The following is a 16,702-nucleotide window of genomic DNA, read 5'->3' as shown; positions in this document are numbered from 1 at the left end:
TTAAAAGGGGAAATGAGGGTGCTGACCTCGAAACTCAAGGAGCTTTTCGACGTCATCATCAATTCCCGCTTTCAGTGCTTCAAGCGAAGGGTAGTTCTTTTCGCCATGTAAAAAGTTCAAGAACGTCACCCGCATTAACAGGCCATACAGATTAGCAGAAACATCAGGAAAATGTACTTCTAATCGCCATTCAGGATGTTCCTGTTTAATCGCGGGACGCGTACCAACATGCCCTGCACCAAACAGGGCAGAGGGTGCATAACCTGCAACCCCTAATTTGTCAGCATTTTCGCTTTTTACTTTATCTGTTAAAGATTCGGTTTCACAAATGACATCGACTGCATAAATGCCATTTAAACAAGGTTTATGACGGTTTAAACGCACATTAATGGTAGGAAAATTAATCGTGCGACCGATTTGATCACCATACTGTACACGACCTGTGATGCTATAAGGACGACCTAAAAGCTTTGCGGCATGGGCAAGGTCGCCTGCTTGTAATGTCTGACGAACCAGTGTTGAACTGACACGTTCGCCATCGACTTCGACATTTTGCAGGGCTGTGACTTGGAAGCCGTATTGGCGTAAAAATTCGCTATTGCCTTGACGGTTTTTGCCAAAGTGGTGATCTTCGCCCAAAACTAAACTTTGTGTATTGAGCTTATTTTTTAAAATATCGGCAAATTCTTCAGCGCTGAGATTACGAAAGGCATTGTCAAATTTCGCCACCACAATATAGTCGACGCCCAGTTCAGTTAAATATTCGACTTTTTCACGTAGTGAACTGATTCGAGGTGGAGCGTCATAAGCTTTAAAGAATTCAAGTGGTTGTGGCTCAAAAATCATCACAGCTGTTTTTAAGTTTTGTTGCTGTGCTATGTCTTTGAGCTGGCTGACCATCGCTTGATGACCCAAATGTACGCCATCAAAATTGCCAATGGTCACGGCAGTTTTGGGGAGTTCTAAGTGGGGCGCTAAAGCATTCAGACGGAGCAGCTTCATGGGCGAATCAATTGTTGAAAATGTTTGAGGGCTATATATTGCCATAATCTTCTGCGTTCGTCTTGTTGTTGTGTTTTTACTCAAGTTTTTTTATGCAGAGATGAATTTATTATCAGTAAAATAAATTATAAAAATAAATATTAATCAATTTTTCTTATTTAATGGTGTGCTTAAACTATAGACATTCCATTTTGATGAGCATCATGCGATGAAAATGCCATTTTATCAACTCCAGCATAAACAAGACTTGATTCGTCATTTCACCCCAAACTGGTTTACGGCGGTGATGGGCACAGGTGTGGTGGCCCTCATTTTACCATTTATAGCGTTGGCGCCGCAGTGGATGTGGTCCATCGGAGCAGGGTTGTGGCAGATCAGCATCGTGTTGTTCATATTGTTTAGTGGGATGTATCTCAGCCGATGGATCTTGTATCCACAAGAAGCCAAGCAGATTTTCCAGCATCCGGTGATGAGTTTATTTCTTGGGGCAATCCCCATGGCACTGGCAACCCTGATCAATGGCGCATTGAAATTTGGCACCACGCTGTACACTGAGTTTTTGGGCGTAAGCATCATCACATGGGCTGAATATTTATGGTATGTCGATGTGTTGATGGCAATTGCGATTGCATGGTGTGTTCCCTTTCTGATGTTTAGTCGTCAGCAACATGCGCTGCAAGGCATGACCGCAGTATGGTTATTGCCGATAGTGGCTTGCGAGGTGGCTGCCAGTTCAGGCGGTTTATTGTTGGCGCATTTACCTGCACAGGCCCATGCTGTCCATATTTTGCTGGGGAGTTATCTGCTTTGGGGAATCTCAGTATTTCCAGCCTTTGCCATCTTAAGCATCTTGTTGCTGCGTCTGGCTTTACATCAATTGCCAAGCAAGGAGATGGCAATCAGCAGTTGGTTGGCCTTAGGACCGATTGGGACAGGGGCGTTAGCGCTGGTACTTTTGGGAGAGCAAGCCCCTCGTATTTTGACAGCAGTAAATTTGGTTGATTTAGGACAGGTGTTACTTCAAGGCGGTGTGTTTGCAGCCCTTGTTCTACTTGGATTTGGTGTATGGTGGTTTGGAGTCGCTATACTCATCACGCTAAAACATTTACGAGATTTACCCTTTAATCTCGGGTGGTGGGCGATGACGTTTCCATTCGGCGTTTTTAGTTTGGCGGTCATCCATTTGGCGGAACAAACGCAGTTACACGCTATTGAACAGTTCGGTACTTTTTTTGCAGTATTGCTCTGTACGCTTTGGACATTGGTGATGCTGAAAACCATACAAGGGTTTTATCGCGGCAGCTTATTTTTTTCTCCGTGTTTAAAAGCGTATTGTGATGCTCAGCGCGCATCTTAAATGATGTCGGGTGAATGTAAATCCGTTGAAGAAAACTATTGCGCGTTGGCTTTGACGGATTTCAGCAAACAAATATAGAGCTTCTGCAAGCGTGTGATGCAGTTACGTTATTTTGCTATCCAAGCAAAACATTCATGTATAAAATTTGCGCGTATTTTCGAGAGATCAATTGGCTTCGAGATATAAACTTGCTTGAAGTATAGGAACTAGAGCAAGGCATATGGATTAAAACAAAAAAGATAAAAATAAGGATCGAATTATGTGTAATCAAACCAGTTTTTGGGATGATGCCAAAGGATTATTAGAAGAGTGGTACGTCGCTTGTACCTCTAAAGAACTCAAAAAAGATCAACCTTTTTCAGCCACCCTGTATGGTAAAAAAATTGTTCTGTTCCGACAAAAAGATGGAACAGCCGCTGCATTGCTCGATCAATGTGTGCATCGTGGTGTGCCTTTGTCTCAGGGTAAAATGACTGATGGCTGCGTGACATGTCCATATCATGGTTGGTCGTATCAGGGTGATGGCCATGTGGCGCATATTCCCAGTGTCAATGGGCAGTTTTTTCCAGAAAAACCGCATCCATTTAAACAGCGTAGTTTTGATGTGTGTGAGCAAGATGGGGTGGTATGGATTTATCTCGGTGAAAAGCCCAAACAGGAACGCCCAGAAATATTTAAATTACCGTTTTATGATCAAGCCGGCTGGGTCAGTTATTACATGGTCGGCAGTTATGATGGCGAGATGGGCGCTGTTGCACAAAATATTATGGATGTGACCCATACCATATTTGTCCATGAAGGCTGGTTTCGTTCAGAGTCGGGAAAAGCCGTGGATGCCACTATAGATGTTGGGCCGCGCAAAGTGGTTGTTGACTATCATGACCATGATGCAGATGTTGGCATGATGCCATGGCTGACCAATCCGCATGGTGCTGAACAAGTCCACCGCGACAGTTTTATCGCACCGAATATTACCTTGGTGGAATACCATTGGGGAGAGCCGTCGGGTATGGTGTTTAATAGTCTGATTAGCCCTGTGGGGCCGTATGAGTCACGGGTTTATACCTGTGTCAGTTATAAATTTCCGATTCCAAAATTGTTGTCTAAGGCATTGATGCCAGCTGTGAGTGCCTATACTTGGGTGGTCAACAAACAAGACATTAAAATTTTGTCAGCGCGAAGAGCTGGGATCGAGCATATGCCAATGACCCATTCGCATAGTGTACGAGGGGATATGGCGCATATTGCCTTAGAGAAGATTTTAGATGCCTTACGTCATGACCAACAATTGGCACCGTCATTTATTGGCAAGCGGCCGATGCAATTTCAAATTTGATAGCATTCAAATCTGCGTGAGGAATTTATTTTCTGAGCAATGTGATTTTTGAAGCTGATTTTTTCTGCGCACGTGCAAATGTATGCTATATGAAGGCATCAATTTGAGGAGACCGCTATGCGTCAGCAAATCGCTTTAATTATGGCACTGCCGAGTGAATCTAAAGGCTTGTTTGAAGCTGCAGGCATTGAAGTGCATTACAGTGGTATTGGTAAAGTCAATGCCGCATTTAAAGCCTTTGATGTGATTCAAAAAACCGGATGTCATACTTTGCTGAATTTGGGCACTGCGGGAAGTTCACATTTTGATGCACATGCTTTGGTTGAAGTAGCTCAATTTGTACAACGGGATATGGATGTATCGCCTTTGGGTTTTGATGTGGGGGTGACGCCGATGGATACCGATCATCCTGCTGAAATTCAGCCAGAGAGCATGTTTAGCCATTTGCCTAAAGGAATTTGTGGTACAGGCGACAGCTTTGAAACTGGGCTGCCGAAAGTACCGTGTAATCTTGTCGATATGGAAGGCTACGCAATCGCTAAAGTATGTAAAAAACTGGGTGTTCGCTTTGTATCGGTAAAATATATTACCGATGGTGCGAATGACACAGCGCATCTGGATTGGGAAGAAAATTTATTATTCGGCGCAAAGAAATTATTGAAATTATATCAAACAGTCAAATAAGGCATTTAGCTAATTTCGGTCGGCGACCATAGAATGCTATGGTCGTATGCCAATTCGACCCAATTCAATTTACTTTTCTGGGCGTGGAATTACACCGTAAAGCATCATATGAACGGTATGTTGAATAATCCGTTGTTGCATACTGCGATTACGTAAGGTTTTTCCAGTGACCATTTCCATTTGGGTTGCAAAGTCAGCATAGTTTTGCGTAATTGCCCAAATGTTCAGAATTAAAAGTTCTGGATCAATATCTTTTGAAATTTTACCTTGCTCTTGCCAGTTGCTGATGACTTTGGCTTTGCGTTTCACTAATTTTTTTAGTGGGCCTTTTAAAATTTCAAGAATGTGTGGTGCGCCCTGAATGACTTCAAGTGCGAACAAACGTGAGGCTTTCGGTTGCGTACGAGATACTTCAATTTTCTGCAATAGATAATTGGTGATCGCTTCTTCAGGCTCAAGGTCTGCTTCCAACATTTGTAGCGGAGCAAGCCACTTTTGTAGAACCGTTGTCAGAACTTCAACATAAAGCGCTTCTTTATTTTCATAGTAATAGAAAATATTCGATTTATGCATTTCTGCAATCTGTGCGATCTCATCCAAGCTGGCGCCATTGAAGCCATACAGGGAAAAGACATCCAGTGCTGCATTAAGCAACTGGTGGCGTTTCTGGGTACTCTTTTTTTGTTCCATTAGCTCTTTTAAGAAAATGAAAAGGGAATATTGAATTGTACGGCAAATCAACAGATTTGTGCACAATCATCGTTTTTAATTTTATGAATTTTGGCAGTTTATTCTATTCAACGGTCAAATAAATACGACGAATGCCATAATATTTCAAATAATCATTTTAGGGTGAAATTTAAATAAATCATTATTTTTAGTCATGGATTTATATGATTTGTCGTAATTTTTGTGATGTATTTGTCAACAGGCGATAAATCTACCCTCAATGCTAAACATGGTTTTGTTGCGATATTGTTCTTGAATAGTACAGGAAGTCACACGGTTTAAGTGATGATTTCCTGCACAAGTACAGCTTAAGTGGCCAACACCGCTTGTAAGACTTGTTGTTCAAGTTCAGTAAATTCAATGCCTTTTTTTCGTGGGCGGGCCAAATCGACATGAAATTCTTTGGCAATATGGCCTTTATCGAGCAAGATTATACGGTCTGCCAACTGCACGGCTTCACTTACATCATGCGTGACCAAAATCGCGGTAAACCCTTGTTCAGTCCAGAGTTTTTCAATCAAATTCTGCATATCTAAACGTGTCAAGGCATCGAGCGCACCCAGTGGTTCATCTAGCAGCAAAATGCGTGGTTTATGTGACAAAGCACGTGCCAGTGCAGTACGTTGACGTTGCCCCCCTGATAGCTGTGTTGGCCAAAGCCCTGCTTTGTCTTTTAAACCAACTTTCTCGAGGAGTGCTGTGGCATTGGCATGTTGGTCTTTGCTTAAACCGAGTTGCACATTTTTCTCAATGCTACGCCAAGGCAGGAGGCGAGGGTCTTGGAACATCACACGAATATCATCACTGGTGATGCCTTCACGAATATGACGTGCAGACTTAAATTTAATTTCGCCATAACTCGGTTTTTCTAAGTCGGCGATGAGGCGAAGCAGGGTACTTTTACCACAGCCACTACGACCGACAATCGCCAAGAATTCACCGGGTTGAATATGTAGGTCAAGGTCTTCAAGGACTTTAACATCGCCATAAAATTTGTGTAGTTGTTCAATCAGGATCTCTGCGCCCAACACCGCATGGGGGTTGATATCCTCGACTGAAGAACGCTGAGGTTGGGTTGAGTCGTCTGCATGACGGCTTATGCTTAAATCGGTCATCACATGCTCCTTATTTTTGGTAACCCGAGTGCCAACGGAGTAAATATTTTTCTAAGGCAACAGCCAGTACATCGGCCAATTTACCGAGTAGGGCATACAATAAAATCCCGACCAAGACGATATCGGTTTGTAGAAATTCGCGTGCGTTCATGGTCATATAACCGATGCCGGCTTGTGCAGAAATGGTTTCTGCCACAATCAACAGAACCCAAACGAGCCCGAGTGAAAAACGCAGACCAACTAAAATAGACGGCATCGCTCCCGGCAGAATGATTTCTTTATACAGTTGCCAGCCACTCAAACCGTAGCTTTTGCCCATTTCAATCAGTTGAGGATCTACAGAGCGAATACCATGATAGGTGTTGATATAAATGGGAAAGAATACGCCAATAGCAACTAAAAAAAGCTTGGCCGATTCATCGATCCCAAACCATAAAATCACCAAGGGAATCAGGGCAAGAGCAGGAATGTTACGGATCATTTGCAGCGTGGTATCAAGTAGCGTCGATGCTGTTTTGGATGAACCATTCAGCAGCCCTAAAAAAAGACCTAATCCACCACCGACTAAAAGCCCAACCAAAGCACGACCCGCACTGATTTGAACATGCTTCCACAGTTCACCACTGATCAGTAAATTCCAAAAGGCCACCACCACCGCACTTGGCGCAGGCAAAATGCGACTTTCTAACAGCCCTGTAACAGAGGCAATTTGCCACCCGATAATTAATGCAATAGGAAACAACCAAGGCAGCAAACGCTGCCCGAGTTGTGTTCCACGTGAAACCTTCGGTGCTTTGAAGGTTTCAACAGAAACAGTTTTGGACATTAGGCCGGCTCCTGAATCTTTTCAGCTTTTTTATTTTCATCTGGGGTGTAGTTGTTCGCGACGATCTCACCAAATGGGCCTGTTAAGTTAGGTTGAACCAATTTCTGACGTGTTTCCAATGGCAGTAGTGGGAACACCAATTCTGCAAAACGAATAGACTCTTCAAGGTGTGGGTAACCAGAGAAAATAAAGGTGCTAATTCCTAGATCGGCATATTCTTGGATACGTGCGGCTACCGTTTCAGGATCACCAACGAGTGCCGTACCTGCACCACCACGAACCAGGCCAACACCCGCCCATAAGTTTGGCGATACTTCTAATTTGCTACGGTCGCCGTTGTGCAGTTCAGCCATACGGCGTTGACCAACAGAGTCCATGGTTTTGAACTTGGCTTGCGCGGCTGCAATGGTGGCATCGTCGACATATTGGATCAGCTCTTCAGCTGCTTTCCATGCCTCTTCATTGGTTTCGCGCACAATGACATGTAAACGAATGCCATAATTCAGTTCACGTCCTTTGGCTTTGGCTTTTTCACGCACCACTGCAATTTTTTCTTTTACCGCAGCAGGTGGCTCACCCCAAGTTAAATAGGTGTCAACTTGATCCGTTGCCAGTTCAACAGCTGCCTCTGAAGAACCGCCAAACCATAGTGGTGGATACGGTTTTTGTACCGGTGGATAAAGTAATTTTGCGTCGTCCACACTCAGACGTTCGCCATGGAAGGTATAGCTTTCACCAGTATGTGAACGGGTTAAAATTTCACGCCAAATCGTGGTGTATTCCGCGGCAGTTTGGTAACGCGTCGCATGATCTTCATAGACACCATCACCCTTGAGTTCTTGCTCATCACCGCCTGTAACTAAATTCAGTAAGATTCGACCGCCAGATAAACGGTCAAATGTTGCTGCCATACGTGCAGTCAGTGCAGGCGTTGTCACCCCCGGACGTAGAGCGACTAGAAATTTTAGATTTTTAGTGGCATCAATCAAGCTTGCAGCTGTAAGCCATGGATCTTCACATGAACGACCTGTCGGAATCAGAACGCCTTCATAGCCAAGATTATCCACCGCTACCGCAATTTGCTTCATGTAGGCATGATCGACTTGGCGTGCACCTTTACTTGTTCCTAAGTAGCGACTGTCACCGTGGGTAGGGATAAACCAGAAAATTTTCATGTTCAGTTCCTTGTATTTTTGATGGCTCGGGTATCAATGTGATGAAGGTGTCCAAACTTGCTTTTGGACTTGAATGTTGTTTGGAATCAGTTGGACTTGTTTAAATAAGTCCGCAATATTTTGCTGTGCTTGTATGACCTCGGGTGTCAGCGAGCGCACAGGAGATGGTTTAGATCGGCGAGAAAAGGCTTGCGCAGCAATATTCTTTTGCAGCCCAGTGCTGTTTTGATAAACCTCTAAAGCCACATTTTGGTTCTTCACAATCCACTGATCGGAAGCGTCTAGGGCCTTTAAAAATTTAGCTGGGGCATCAGGGTGCGTTTGAACGACTTTTGGATTTGCCACATAAAATGAATAGGTCTTTGGAAAATCACCAGATTGAATCAGCACTTTAGCCTGAGCATCCAACTCCGCTGCAGATAAAAACGGGTCCCAAATGGCCCATGCATCAATTGATTTTTTATCAAATGCGGCACGTGCATCTGCTGGTGGAATCCAAATCGGTTGAATGTCATTCCAAGTCAAACCGGCTTTTTCTAAAGTTTTGGCTAATAACTCATGTGCACTCGAGCCTTTTTGTACAGCAACGCGTTTGCCACGTAATTCTTGAATGGTTTTGATTGAGCTATCCGCTGGAATCACGACAGCAAGCGACTGTTCAGGCACCACTTCATAGCCAATATAATTCAGGTCTTTATTGGCAGCTTGGGCAAAAATAGGCGGGGTGTTGCCGACATAGCCATAATCCACCGCACCGACGGCAAGGGCTTCTAACATTTGTGGGCCAGCAGGGAATTCCTTCCATTTAATCTGAGCGCCGGGAAATTGTTGTTCAAAGAGCTTTTGTTCACGGGCAACCAGTAAATTTAAGGCTGATTTTTGGAAACCGATAACCAAGGTTTTTACGGCTGTTTCAGCTGGTTTTTCACCATCCTGCTGTGCTGTTTCTTGTTTTTGGCAGGCACTGAGTCCAAGGCCCAAAGTGGCTAAAGTCAGTATGGAAAATGTTCTTAGAATACGCATGGCATCGCCCTTATGCTGTAGTCGGCTTATTTAATAATGGCCGACTCAATATTTAATTTATTTGGAATTAATTTTTCGTTATAAAACGCATCAGCGACTTGCTGCTGCTCCTGCGCCACTTGTGCAGTAATCGGCGTCACTTGATTGCCTAAGCGAGAAATTGATGTTTTAAGTACATCTAGACCTAAGCCGGTTTTGCCTTCGAGTAACTTGGCCGCTTCATCTTGATTTTTTGAGACCCATTGCGTGGTCAAATTCAACTCATTCACCACAGCTTGCAGGACTTTTGGATTTTCCTGAGCAAATTTGCGATCGGCCAAATAGAACTGGTAGTTCTTCACCAAGTTTTCGCCATTGGCAATGGTGCGAGCATTAAGTTGATGCTCAGCGGCGGAAAGGAACGGGTCCCAAATTACCCATGCATCAACGGCACCTTTTTCAAAAGCAGCACGTGCATCGGCAGGCGGTAAATACACGACATTGATGTCGCTAAATTTAAGCTGATTAGCTTCCAACAACTTGAGCAACAGGTAATGCACGTTTGAGCCTTTGTTTAAGGCCACACGTTTACCTTTTAAGTCCTGAATACTGTGAATAGCCGAATCTTTTTGCACAATTAATGCTTCTGCTTTTGGAACAGCAGGTTGGTTGGCAATGTAAACCAAATCGGTTTGAGCAGCTTGAGCAAAGATAGGTGGTGCTTCACCGACTTCACCAAATGAAACACTGCCCACATTGAGACCTTCAAGCAGCTGTGGACCCGCAGGAAATTCCACCCATTTGATATTTACACCTTGGCTTTTTAAGGCTGTTTCTAAGGTTCCGCGTTCTTTTAAAATTGGCAATAAGCCATATTTTTGGAAGCCGATATTTAAGGTGACATTTTCTTCAGCCTCTTTTTTGCCACAGCCCGACATCATCATGGCACCCACAACAGCTGTAGACAGTACAAGTGTTTTTGTCCAAAGTTTTGCTTTGTGCGTACGCATGTGTTGCTCCTATAAAGGTCTAAATTTGCAGAACTGTTGATTTATGAACACATAAGCTAAAGAGTTTTCTTTTTCGAAAAAAATAAGAAAACTTAAATTTAAAATCAGGAAAAAAGATAAATAAATATCAGCAAAACTTATGAGAAATTATGATTTTAGAAAAACATATAATGTGTCGAAGTATTATTTTAAGTTATTGAAATTATTTTATTTATTTGGGTTATTTAAATGGTAGATATGGTTATTCTATGGCTTGCAAAGTGATTTGAGGGGATAGCCAAGGGATTCGGCATAACCTTATGCAAAATAATGCTATTCAGCGCATAAAAAAAGCCACTTTAAAGTGACTTTTTACAAACCAATGAGTTTCTTTGGTAGTTATATAAGGCCTGACGGGCATTCGGTAAGTCATCGACACTGACTTGTTCAAAACCTTGTTCAAGGAACCAATGCGCTGTCCGTGTGGTCAAAATAAACAATTGTTCAATACCTAAATCTCGCGCTTTTTCTTCTAAATAATGCAAAATTTGGCTACCACGATTTGATTTTCGATACCCCGGATGCACAGCCACACACGCGATTTCAGCAGAACGTTTTTCATCCCCTGTGACAGGAATCGGGTACAACGCAGCACAAGCCAAAATCGTACCGTCACGTTCAATCACTGCAAATTGTCCAATTTCATTTTCCAAACGCTCGCGTGAGCGATAAACCAAGATACCTTCTTGTTCGAGAGGGCGTAAGAGATTGATTAAGCCACCCACATCTTGAATATCGGCAGTACGCACTTCTTCATAATGCGCATCGGTGATCATGGTGCCAGAACCGTCACGTGTGAACAATTCTTCGATCAATGCGCCATCATAGGCATATGAAATAAGATGAACACGGTGTACGCCTTGTAACGAGGCATCTTTAGCAACGCTTAAATGCAGGGCAATATCGGGATTAGAATCTTGATATTGCAAAATATGCTGATCAAGTTGATGAGGTGTAATTTCGCGTTGTAGCTGCCCATGTTCATTGTGCAAACCGTGTTGTTTGCCCAAGAAAATTAACTTATCCGCTTTTAAACTGATCGCGGTTTTGGTCGCAACTTCTTCAGCCAATAAATTAAACACTTCACCTGTAGTGGAATAACCTGTCGGCCCAAGCACCACAATGTTTTGGCTCTCTAAATGACGTTGAATTGCATCGATATCGACGGAACGAACTTCACCAGACAGTTGAAAATCGATACCGTCACGAATGCCATACGGTTTTGCCGTGACTAAATTACCTGAGACCACATCAATACGCGCGCCGTACATCGGTGAGTTGGCTAAACCCATAGATAGGAGGGCTTCAATTTGCAGACGAATGGAGCCAATAGCATTCATCACAGCAGGTAAAGATTCGCGAGTGGTGATGCGACGATGATGATGAAATGGTGTCTGGATGCCGCTGCTTTGTAAATTATGATTGATTTGCGGACGGGCACCATGCACCAAAATTAGACGAATACCAAGCGAGTGTAATAAGGCAATATCGTGAATAATATGTTGAAAATTTTCATGTTGCAGCGCTTCACCATCAAACATGATGACAAAGGTTTTGTTGCGATGCGCATTAATATAGGGTGCAGAATGACGGAACCAATGCACATACTGTAAGGTTGTGCTGGAAGATGGTTCAGTGATATTCGTTTGCATGCCTATGCCTGTTTATTCGCTCTGGTATGGATGATTCTAAACAAAAACATATGACAGCGGAAAGCAAATATAAAAAAACACCTGAACAGTGTTCAGGTGTTGGGAAAGGGATTTAAGAGATCGTCGAATGATTAGCCATTCTTAATGCGAATGATGCGATCGGTACGATCATTGACTAGCACGTAGTCACCATTGATTTTGTACCATTGTTGATAACGACCGGTGTTCGGTAAGCGGCGCGCTTCACGATCACTCACTTTGTAGCGGCTTGAATCGAAATAACGAGGAAAGCTTTGACCAACACGCCAATCGCGGCTTGGATTTACACGACGAAAGTCATTACGGTCGTAGCGATTATTGTCATAACGGTTGTTGTTATTCCAATTGCTCGGACGGTGATCTTTGTCCCAACGGTTGTCTTGATGTTGGTATGACGGATGGTAACGGCGGTCATCTTGACGATGGTCTGGCGCAGCAATGGCTGCTGTTGTTGCCATCAAAGCCGATACGGAAAGAACTAAACTCGATACGATTTTGTTCATGGGACACCTCTATACATTTCTAATCTGTTTTTCGATGATTCAAAATTAGCGAGAAAGTTCAGAGAAAGCGTGGGGGCAATATAGTTGAATTGTGAAATGTATGGAGGAAATTTGAAGGTGTGTAAATGATCTGAACGCTAGGCAGCATCAGCTTTTGCGGTTAAACATTAAAAAAACCTCATAAAAAAAGCCCAGAGTTGATCTGGGCTTTAAAATATGGCGAAATTAAATTCAAAACGGCTTACATACCTAAAATTTTCAGAATACTGTTACTATCTGAGTTGACCAATATGTAGTCATTATTGATTTTATACCATTGCTGATTACGCGATGGTTTAGGTAAGTTATGGTCTTTATAATCGACTTTATAACCATTACCACGATAATGCTGTGGCATCACATAGCCCGTTTGCCATTTATGTTGTTGCAAACGTTTGACTCCACGTTGTTCACGCATACGGCGTCGATCTTCAAGATCGTCATCGTCCTGATAACCACGGTAATCACGATCTTTTTTCATTTGACCATATGCATTGCCGCGTGGGCCATCAAAGCCACGTTCATCGTTCTTGAAGTGAGGCGCTGCAGACGTGATGCTGCTTGCTATTAAAGCACTGAAAGAAATAGCCAAAATTGGCAAAATCTTTTTCATGTTCAACCCTCATGAGTAATTTATCTTCAATATCACTACTGTACGCATTAAATGCAGAGAAACTGTGAAGAAAGATGAATATTTCTTTAAATAAAACGAAGAGATTGCGGATATTAGGCGATAAATTTCGCGCTGAGAACAATCTTTCCATCTTGGAAGAGATGGTCCGATAATGCGCGCTTTTTATCCTTGCAATTCAGCTTTGATTAAATTTGAGGTCTATTGTAAGCACGATCAAAACAGCCCATCAAGTCTTGACAGGCAAATGAGGGGAGAGATGAAAGACTGAAAATGTTGAGTAACTTCGGGTTTTAGTACCACTGCTCGTTTAGGCATTGGAGTGAATAAATTGCTTGAGCCACATATTCAGCTTGCTCGGCATCGTCCATTGCAGAGATCAAATTTTCAGTCAGTTGTAAGGTTTCAATTGAACGAATGGTTTCAATTTTGCGTGTTTGATCAGCCATTTGGGTCTCCTTGCCGTCGGTCTATGTCATGGCAAGCAGTCTATGCTTTTATATTTAATTTGAAAAACCGAATATTATTATAAAAATAATTTAAAAATACGATCAATGGCAGGTTGGGTAATGAAGCTGTCTATTGATCAAAGCTTGTTGAATTTCAAATGCTAATCTAAGAGTTTAAAAAAAGGGCATCAAATGGCCCTTTTTAGTTCTAAATGTGTCACTTGGAACGTAATTAGTATGCGTATTTCAGGTCGGTATAATCCGTTAATGATTTTTGAATATGAGCTTGAATAAATTCATTAATATCTTCAGGTGTCATTGCTGCACCTTGTTTGGTAATCACATGCTCAAACGGTGCTTGATCTTGCGCAATGATGCGATAAACAAAGTTAGTGATCACTTGAAAGCCTGCTTCTTGCTTTTGAATGCAAGTGACATAGAAATAGGCATGCTCAAAGTTTAAGTCAGTATGTGAAAAAATAAATTGTTCAAATAATTTTGCATTTTGACCGACGTCTAAGCCTTTTAAATCATCCACGATACTCGGGTCGAATTTCATTCCATATTTTGCTGAAATTGGTTGACCATCGACCAGTAGGTTAACCATGCCATCCTCAGTTGGAGTCACTGTAATATTGCTAAAGTCAGACATGTATCAATCCAATGTTTTTAAAGAATGCCCCAAGTATCGGCAAATTTGCTAAAAACTCAAGTCGACTTTCGCGTGGACACCGCGAAATCAGTCGGTTAATGATGTCTTGTAGGCATTCAATACATAAAAAAAGAAGCTCGCGCTTCCTTTTTTAAATTGGCTTTCAGCTTATTCATCTTGAGCATCTATGCTGGCACCGGTTAAATGCAAGCTGTCATCACCCATCAAATATAAATACGCAGGCATGATACTTTCAGGCGTAGGCAAAGTTTTTGGATCTTCGTCTGGATACGCCTTTGCACGCATGGCAGTACGTGTCGCACCGGGATTAATGCAGTTAAAACGAATATTGGGGTGTTCATTTTCTTTGGCGAACAATGTACTCACGGCTTCAATGGCAATTTTTGAGACCGAGTACGCGCCCCAACGTTCACGGGCTTCACGTCCCACACCCGAACTGGCAAAGACCACTGAGGCATGCTCAGATTTTTGCAGTAATGGCATTAGCTCTTGAGTCAGTACAAAAGGCGCACGAAGGTTCACCGCCATAACATCATCCCAAACATCCACAGGATAATGTTCTAGTTCAGTTCGCTCACCCAAAATCCCGGCATTATGCAAAATGCCGTCTAGGCGACCAAATTGCTTTTCTAAGGTGTCGACCAATAGCTCATAATCACGAGGAGAGGCACTAGACAGTTGTAGCGGTAAAATCGCCGGTTGGGGGGCACCCAAGCCTTCAATTTCATCGTAAATCACTTCTAGTTTATTCAGTGTGCGTCCATGTAAGACCACGGTTGCGCCATGTAAGGCATAACTGAGGGCAGCCGCACGGCCAATACCATCGCCCGCACCTGTAATCAGGATAATGCGATCTTTAAGCAGATCGGGGCGAGGTTGATATTCTGAATATTTCATCCGTACCTCCTCGTTTTATTGTGTTGTGTTCTATCGTTATAAAGTCGCTGTGTTGAGCGTTTTCGGTTTGATGACCAAATCATGAATGACTTCATGCAATTCAGCAACAGTCTTCACTATACAATCTGCATGCCAAGCTGTTAAGTCATCTTTGTGTTGTAAAGGTAAATAGCCATAAGCCGCTAGAATTGTGTACATCTGCGCATTACGACCGGCATCGATATCACGTGGATGATCACCGACATAGATACAGTCTTGAGCATCTAGATGAATGTGCTTGGCTGCTAAATACATCGGCTCTGGGTCTGGCTTGGTTTTACTGACATCGTCTGGGCAAACCAATACCGAGCAGCGCTCAGTCAAATTCAACGCTTTGAGCAACGCTTCACTGAGTGAACGCGGCTTATTGGTGACAATGCCCCACGGAATTTGATGTTGTTCTAACTCTGCGAGTAGTGGATACATGCCTTCAAACAGATCGGTATCAACTGCAATATCAGCACCATACAGATCTAGAAAGCGTTGACGATGTGCCAGAAAGACAGGATCTTCAACGTCTAACTCTGGATAGACCAGTTTGACCATCGCACGCGCGCCTTCAGATACTTGTACACGAATGTCTTCTGCACTGACCACCGCAATGCCTTTGTCACGGCACATGTCTTGAATAATACGAATAAAATCAGCCGCGGTGTCAATCAGTGTACCGTCAAGATCAAAGAGTACAGCTTTCATTAGGCTTCTTTCACCGTATGAACCATGTAGTTCACATCCACATTTGGTGCGAGCCAATAGCGTTTGGTGATCGGGTTATAATGTAAACCTGTCATATCTTTGAGTTTTAACTCGGCTTGACGAATATCATGAGCTAATTCTGAAGGTTTAATAAACTTTGAATAATCATGAGTGCCTTTCGCCAACATGCGTAAAACATATTCCGCTCCAATAATCGCAAACAAATAGGCTTTAGGATTACGGTTAATGGTCGAGAAGAATACATGACCACCCGGTTTTACCAGTTTTTGACACGCTAAAATAATTGATGCTGGATCAGGTACATGTTCGAGCATTTCCATACAGGTGACGACGTCATATTGACCTGCTTGCTCTTCTGCCAATTGCTCTACAGGTACTTGGCGATATTCAATATTTTGTACATTTTCTTGTTCGGCATGTAAGCGTGCAACATTCAACGGCGCTTCGCCCATGTCGATACCCAATACTTGCGCACCGCGACGTGCCATGCTTTCAGCTAAAATACCGCCGCCACAGCCCACATCTAATACTTTCTTGCCAGTGATACCATTTGAATGCTCATCAATCCAGTTCAAACGCAGGGGATTAATCATGTGCAAAGGGCGGAACTCAGAATGCTGATCCCACCATATGGCTGCAAAAGCTTCAAATTTGGCAATTTCTTGTGGATCAACATTCAATTGCGACATCGGTTGCACCTCAATCAAGTCTTTATATTTTAGAAAAAAGTTTATGGGAGTTAGTGTAGCGCGTCCTGAAAAAAAAGCGATAAAAGCCTTAAAAAAGTT

General features: G+C 42.9%; 18 protein-coding genes. 3 read left to right on the top strand and 15 right to left on the bottom strand.

The features are described from left to right. Complete coding sequence (gene ribF / locus FTU62_RS02180; RefSeq protein WP_180101707.1) at window positions 1-1,002, bottom strand: riboflavin biosynthesis protein RibF; 1,002 nt, start codon at window positions 1,000-1,002, stop codon at window positions 1-3. 208 nt (window positions 1,003-1,210) lie between these two features. On the opposite strand from ribF, the gene FTU62_RS02175 reads away from it, so the two are divergent. From FTU62_RS02175 to FTU62_RS02165, 3 genes are all read left to right on the top strand, one after another. Beyond that, a complete protein-coding gene (locus FTU62_RS02175; protein ID WP_180101706.1) occupies window positions 1,211-2,359 on the top strand; it encodes a TDT family transporter in 1,149 nt (382 codons plus the stop codon). Between the two features lie 259 nt (window positions 2,360-2,618). Next, window positions 2,619-3,695, top strand: a complete 1,077-nt coding sequence (locus FTU62_RS02170; protein ID WP_180101705.1) for an aromatic ring-hydroxylating dioxygenase subunit alpha — start codon at window positions 2,619-2,621, stop codon at window positions 3,693-3,695. Between the two features lie 117 nt (window positions 3,696-3,812). After that, window positions 3,813-4,379, top strand: a complete 567-nt coding sequence (locus FTU62_RS02165) for a 5'-nucleosidase (protein ID WP_111886021.1) — start codon at window positions 3,813-3,815, stop codon at window positions 4,377-4,379. 69 nt (window positions 4,380-4,448) lie between these two features. Here FTU62_RS02165 and FTU62_RS02160 read toward each other — a convergent pair whose 3' ends face one another. The 14 genes from FTU62_RS02160 to ubiG form a co-directional block, all read right to left on the bottom strand. Beyond that, on the bottom strand, window positions 4,449-5,069 hold the full coding sequence (locus FTU62_RS02160) for a TetR/AcrR family transcriptional regulator (protein WP_078190649.1): 621 nt from the start codon (window positions 5,067-5,069) through the stop codon (window positions 4,449-4,451). Between the two features lie 347 nt (window positions 5,070-5,416). After that, the gene (locus FTU62_RS02155; RefSeq protein WP_180101704.1) at window positions 5,417-6,223 is read right to left on the bottom strand and encodes an ABC transporter ATP-binding protein; all 807 of its coding nucleotides are present in this window, start codon (window positions 6,221-6,223) and stop codon (window positions 5,417-5,419) included. Window positions 6,224-6,233: 10 nt separating this feature from the next. Beyond that, window positions 6,234-7,049, bottom strand: coding sequence for an aliphatic sulfonate ABC transporter permease SsuC (gene ssuC, locus FTU62_RS02150; protein ID WP_180101703.1), 816 nt, complete (start codon window positions 7,047-7,049; stop codon window positions 6,234-6,236). Beyond that, entirely contained in the window at window positions 7,049-8,224 is a 1,176-nt protein-coding gene (ssuD, locus tag FTU62_RS02145; RefSeq protein ID WP_168379803.1) for an FMNH2-dependent alkanesulfonate monooxygenase, read from the bottom strand. The genes ssuC and ssuD overlap by 1 nt, the downstream gene beginning before the upstream one ends. Before the next feature lie 33 nt (window positions 8,225-8,257). Continuing rightward, a complete protein-coding gene (locus FTU62_RS02140) occupies window positions 8,258-9,247 on the bottom strand; it encodes an aliphatic sulfonate ABC transporter substrate-binding protein (protein WP_180101702.1) in 990 nt (329 codons plus the stop codon). A gap of 26 nt (window positions 9,248-9,273) precedes the next feature. Beyond that, window positions 9,274-10,236 (bottom strand): sulfonate ABC transporter substrate-binding protein, encoded by a 963-nt coding sequence (locus FTU62_RS02135; protein ID WP_180024668.1) that lies wholly within the window; start codon window positions 10,234-10,236, stop codon window positions 9,274-9,276. A gap of 338 nt (window positions 10,237-10,574) precedes the next feature. After that, on the bottom strand, window positions 10,575-11,927 hold the full coding sequence (gene argA, locus FTU62_RS02130) for an amino-acid N-acetyltransferase (protein WP_180101701.1): 1,353 nt from the start codon (window positions 11,925-11,927) through the stop codon (window positions 10,575-10,577). Window positions 11,928-12,058: 131 nt separating this feature from the next. Further along, the gene (locus tag FTU62_RS02125) at window positions 12,059-12,469 is read right to left on the bottom strand and encodes an RcnB family protein (protein WP_168379728.1); all 411 of its coding nucleotides are present in this window, start codon (window positions 12,467-12,469) and stop codon (window positions 12,059-12,061) included. Between the two features lie 241 nt (window positions 12,470-12,710). After that, entirely contained in the window at window positions 12,711-13,121 is a 411-nt protein-coding gene (locus tag FTU62_RS02120) for an RcnB family protein (protein WP_180022986.1), read from the bottom strand. 311 nt (window positions 13,122-13,432) lie between these two features. Next, window positions 13,433-13,588 carry a hypothetical protein gene (locus FTU62_RS02115; protein WP_180101700.1) on the bottom strand — a complete coding sequence of 52 codons (156 nt, stop codon included), beginning with the start codon at window positions 13,586-13,588 and terminating at the stop codon, window positions 13,433-13,435. A gap of 232 nt (window positions 13,589-13,820) precedes the next feature. After that, window positions 13,821-14,240: a hypothetical protein gene (locus tag FTU62_RS02110; protein WP_111885093.1), complete on the bottom strand. Its 420-nt coding sequence runs from the start codon at window positions 14,238-14,240 to the stop codon at window positions 13,821-13,823. Window positions 14,241-14,408: 168 nt separating this feature from the next. After that, the gene (locus FTU62_RS02105; protein WP_078190639.1) at window positions 14,409-15,158 is read right to left on the bottom strand and encodes a YciK family oxidoreductase; all 750 of its coding nucleotides are present in this window, start codon (window positions 15,156-15,158) and stop codon (window positions 14,409-14,411) included. A 36-nt stretch (window positions 15,159-15,194) separates the two neighbouring features. Next, the gene (locus tag FTU62_RS02100; RefSeq protein WP_078193272.1) at window positions 15,195-15,893 is read right to left on the bottom strand and encodes an HAD family hydrolase; all 699 of its coding nucleotides are present in this window, start codon (window positions 15,891-15,893) and stop codon (window positions 15,195-15,197) included. Further along, window positions 15,893-16,603, bottom strand: a complete 711-nt coding sequence (gene ubiG, locus FTU62_RS02095; RefSeq protein WP_078190637.1) for a bifunctional 2-polyprenyl-6-hydroxyphenol methylase/3-demethylubiquinol 3-O-methyltransferase UbiG — start codon at window positions 16,601-16,603, stop codon at window positions 15,893-15,895. The genes FTU62_RS02100 and ubiG overlap by 1 nt, the downstream gene beginning before the upstream one ends. Window positions 16,604-16,702: the final 99 nt, after the last annotated feature.

Source organism: Acinetobacter sp. YH12126 (assembly GCF_013418745.1).
Lineage (GTDB): Bacteria > Pseudomonadota > Gammaproteobacteria > Pseudomonadales > Moraxellaceae > Acinetobacter > Acinetobacter amyesii.
This window is presented reverse-complemented; position numbering and strand designations above follow the sequence as displayed.

What these genes read in the sequence shown, in the direction of transcription:
- ribF (WP_180101707.1), bottom strand. Translation starts at nt 1,002, where the DNA reads ATGAAGCTGCTCCGTCTGAATGCTTTAGCGCCCCACTTAGAACTCCCC.
- FTU62_RS02175 (WP_180101706.1), top strand. Translation starts at nt 1,211, where the DNA reads ATGAAAATGCCATTTTATCAACTCCAGCATAAACAAGACTTGATTCGT.
- FTU62_RS02170 (WP_180101705.1), top strand. Translation starts at nt 2,619, where the DNA reads ATGTGTAATCAAACCAGTTTTTGGGATGATGCCAAAGGATTATTAGAA.
- FTU62_RS02165 (WP_111886021.1), top strand. Translation starts at nt 3,813, where the DNA reads ATGCGTCAGCAAATCGCTTTAATTATGGCACTGCCGAGTGAATCTAAA.
- FTU62_RS02160 (WP_078190649.1), bottom strand. Translation starts at nt 5,069, where the DNA reads ATGGAACAAAAAAAGAGTACCCAGAAACGCCACCAGTTGCTTAATGCA.
- FTU62_RS02155 (WP_180101704.1), bottom strand. Translation starts at nt 6,223, where the DNA reads ATGACCGATTTAAGCATAAGCCGTCATGCAGACGACTCAACCCAACCT.
- ssuC (WP_180101703.1), bottom strand. Translation starts at nt 7,049, where the DNA reads ATGTCCAAAACTGTTTCTGTTGAAACCTTCAAAGCACCGAAGGTTTCA.
- ssuD (WP_168379803.1), bottom strand. Translation starts at nt 8,224, where the DNA reads ATGAAAATTTTCTGGTTTATCCCTACCCACGGTGACAGTCGCTACTTA.
- FTU62_RS02140 (WP_180101702.1), bottom strand. Translation starts at nt 9,247, where the DNA reads ATGCGTATTCTAAGAACATTTTCCATACTGACTTTAGCCACTTTGGGC.
- FTU62_RS02135 (WP_180024668.1), bottom strand. Translation starts at nt 10,236, where the DNA reads ATGCGTACGCACAAAGCAAAACTTTGGACAAAAACACTTGTACTGTCT.
- argA (WP_180101701.1), bottom strand. Translation starts at nt 11,927, where the DNA reads ATGCAAACGAATATCACTGAACCATCTTCCAGCACAACCTTACAGTAT.
- FTU62_RS02125 (WP_168379728.1), bottom strand. Translation starts at nt 12,469, where the DNA reads ATGAACAAAATCGTATCGAGTTTAGTTCTTTCCGTATCGGCTTTGATG.
- FTU62_RS02120 (WP_180022986.1), bottom strand. Translation starts at nt 13,121, where the DNA reads ATGAAAAAGATTTTGCCAATTTTGGCTATTTCTTTCAGTGCTTTAATA.
- FTU62_RS02115 (WP_180101700.1), bottom strand. Translation starts at nt 13,588, where the DNA reads ATGGCTGATCAAACACGCAAAATTGAAACCATTCGTTCAATTGAAACC.
- FTU62_RS02110 (WP_111885093.1), bottom strand. Translation starts at nt 14,240, where the DNA reads ATGTCTGACTTTAGCAATATTACAGTGACTCCAACTGAGGATGGCATG.
- FTU62_RS02105 (WP_078190639.1), bottom strand. Translation starts at nt 15,158, where the DNA reads ATGAAATATTCAGAATATCAACCTCGCCCCGATCTGCTTAAAGATCGC.
- FTU62_RS02100 (WP_078193272.1), bottom strand. Translation starts at nt 15,893, where the DNA reads ATGAAAGCTGTACTCTTTGATCTTGACGGTACACTGATTGACACCGCG.
- ubiG (WP_078190637.1), bottom strand. Translation starts at nt 16,603, where the DNA reads ATGTCGCAATTGAATGTTGATCCACAAGAAATTGCCAAATTTGAAGCT.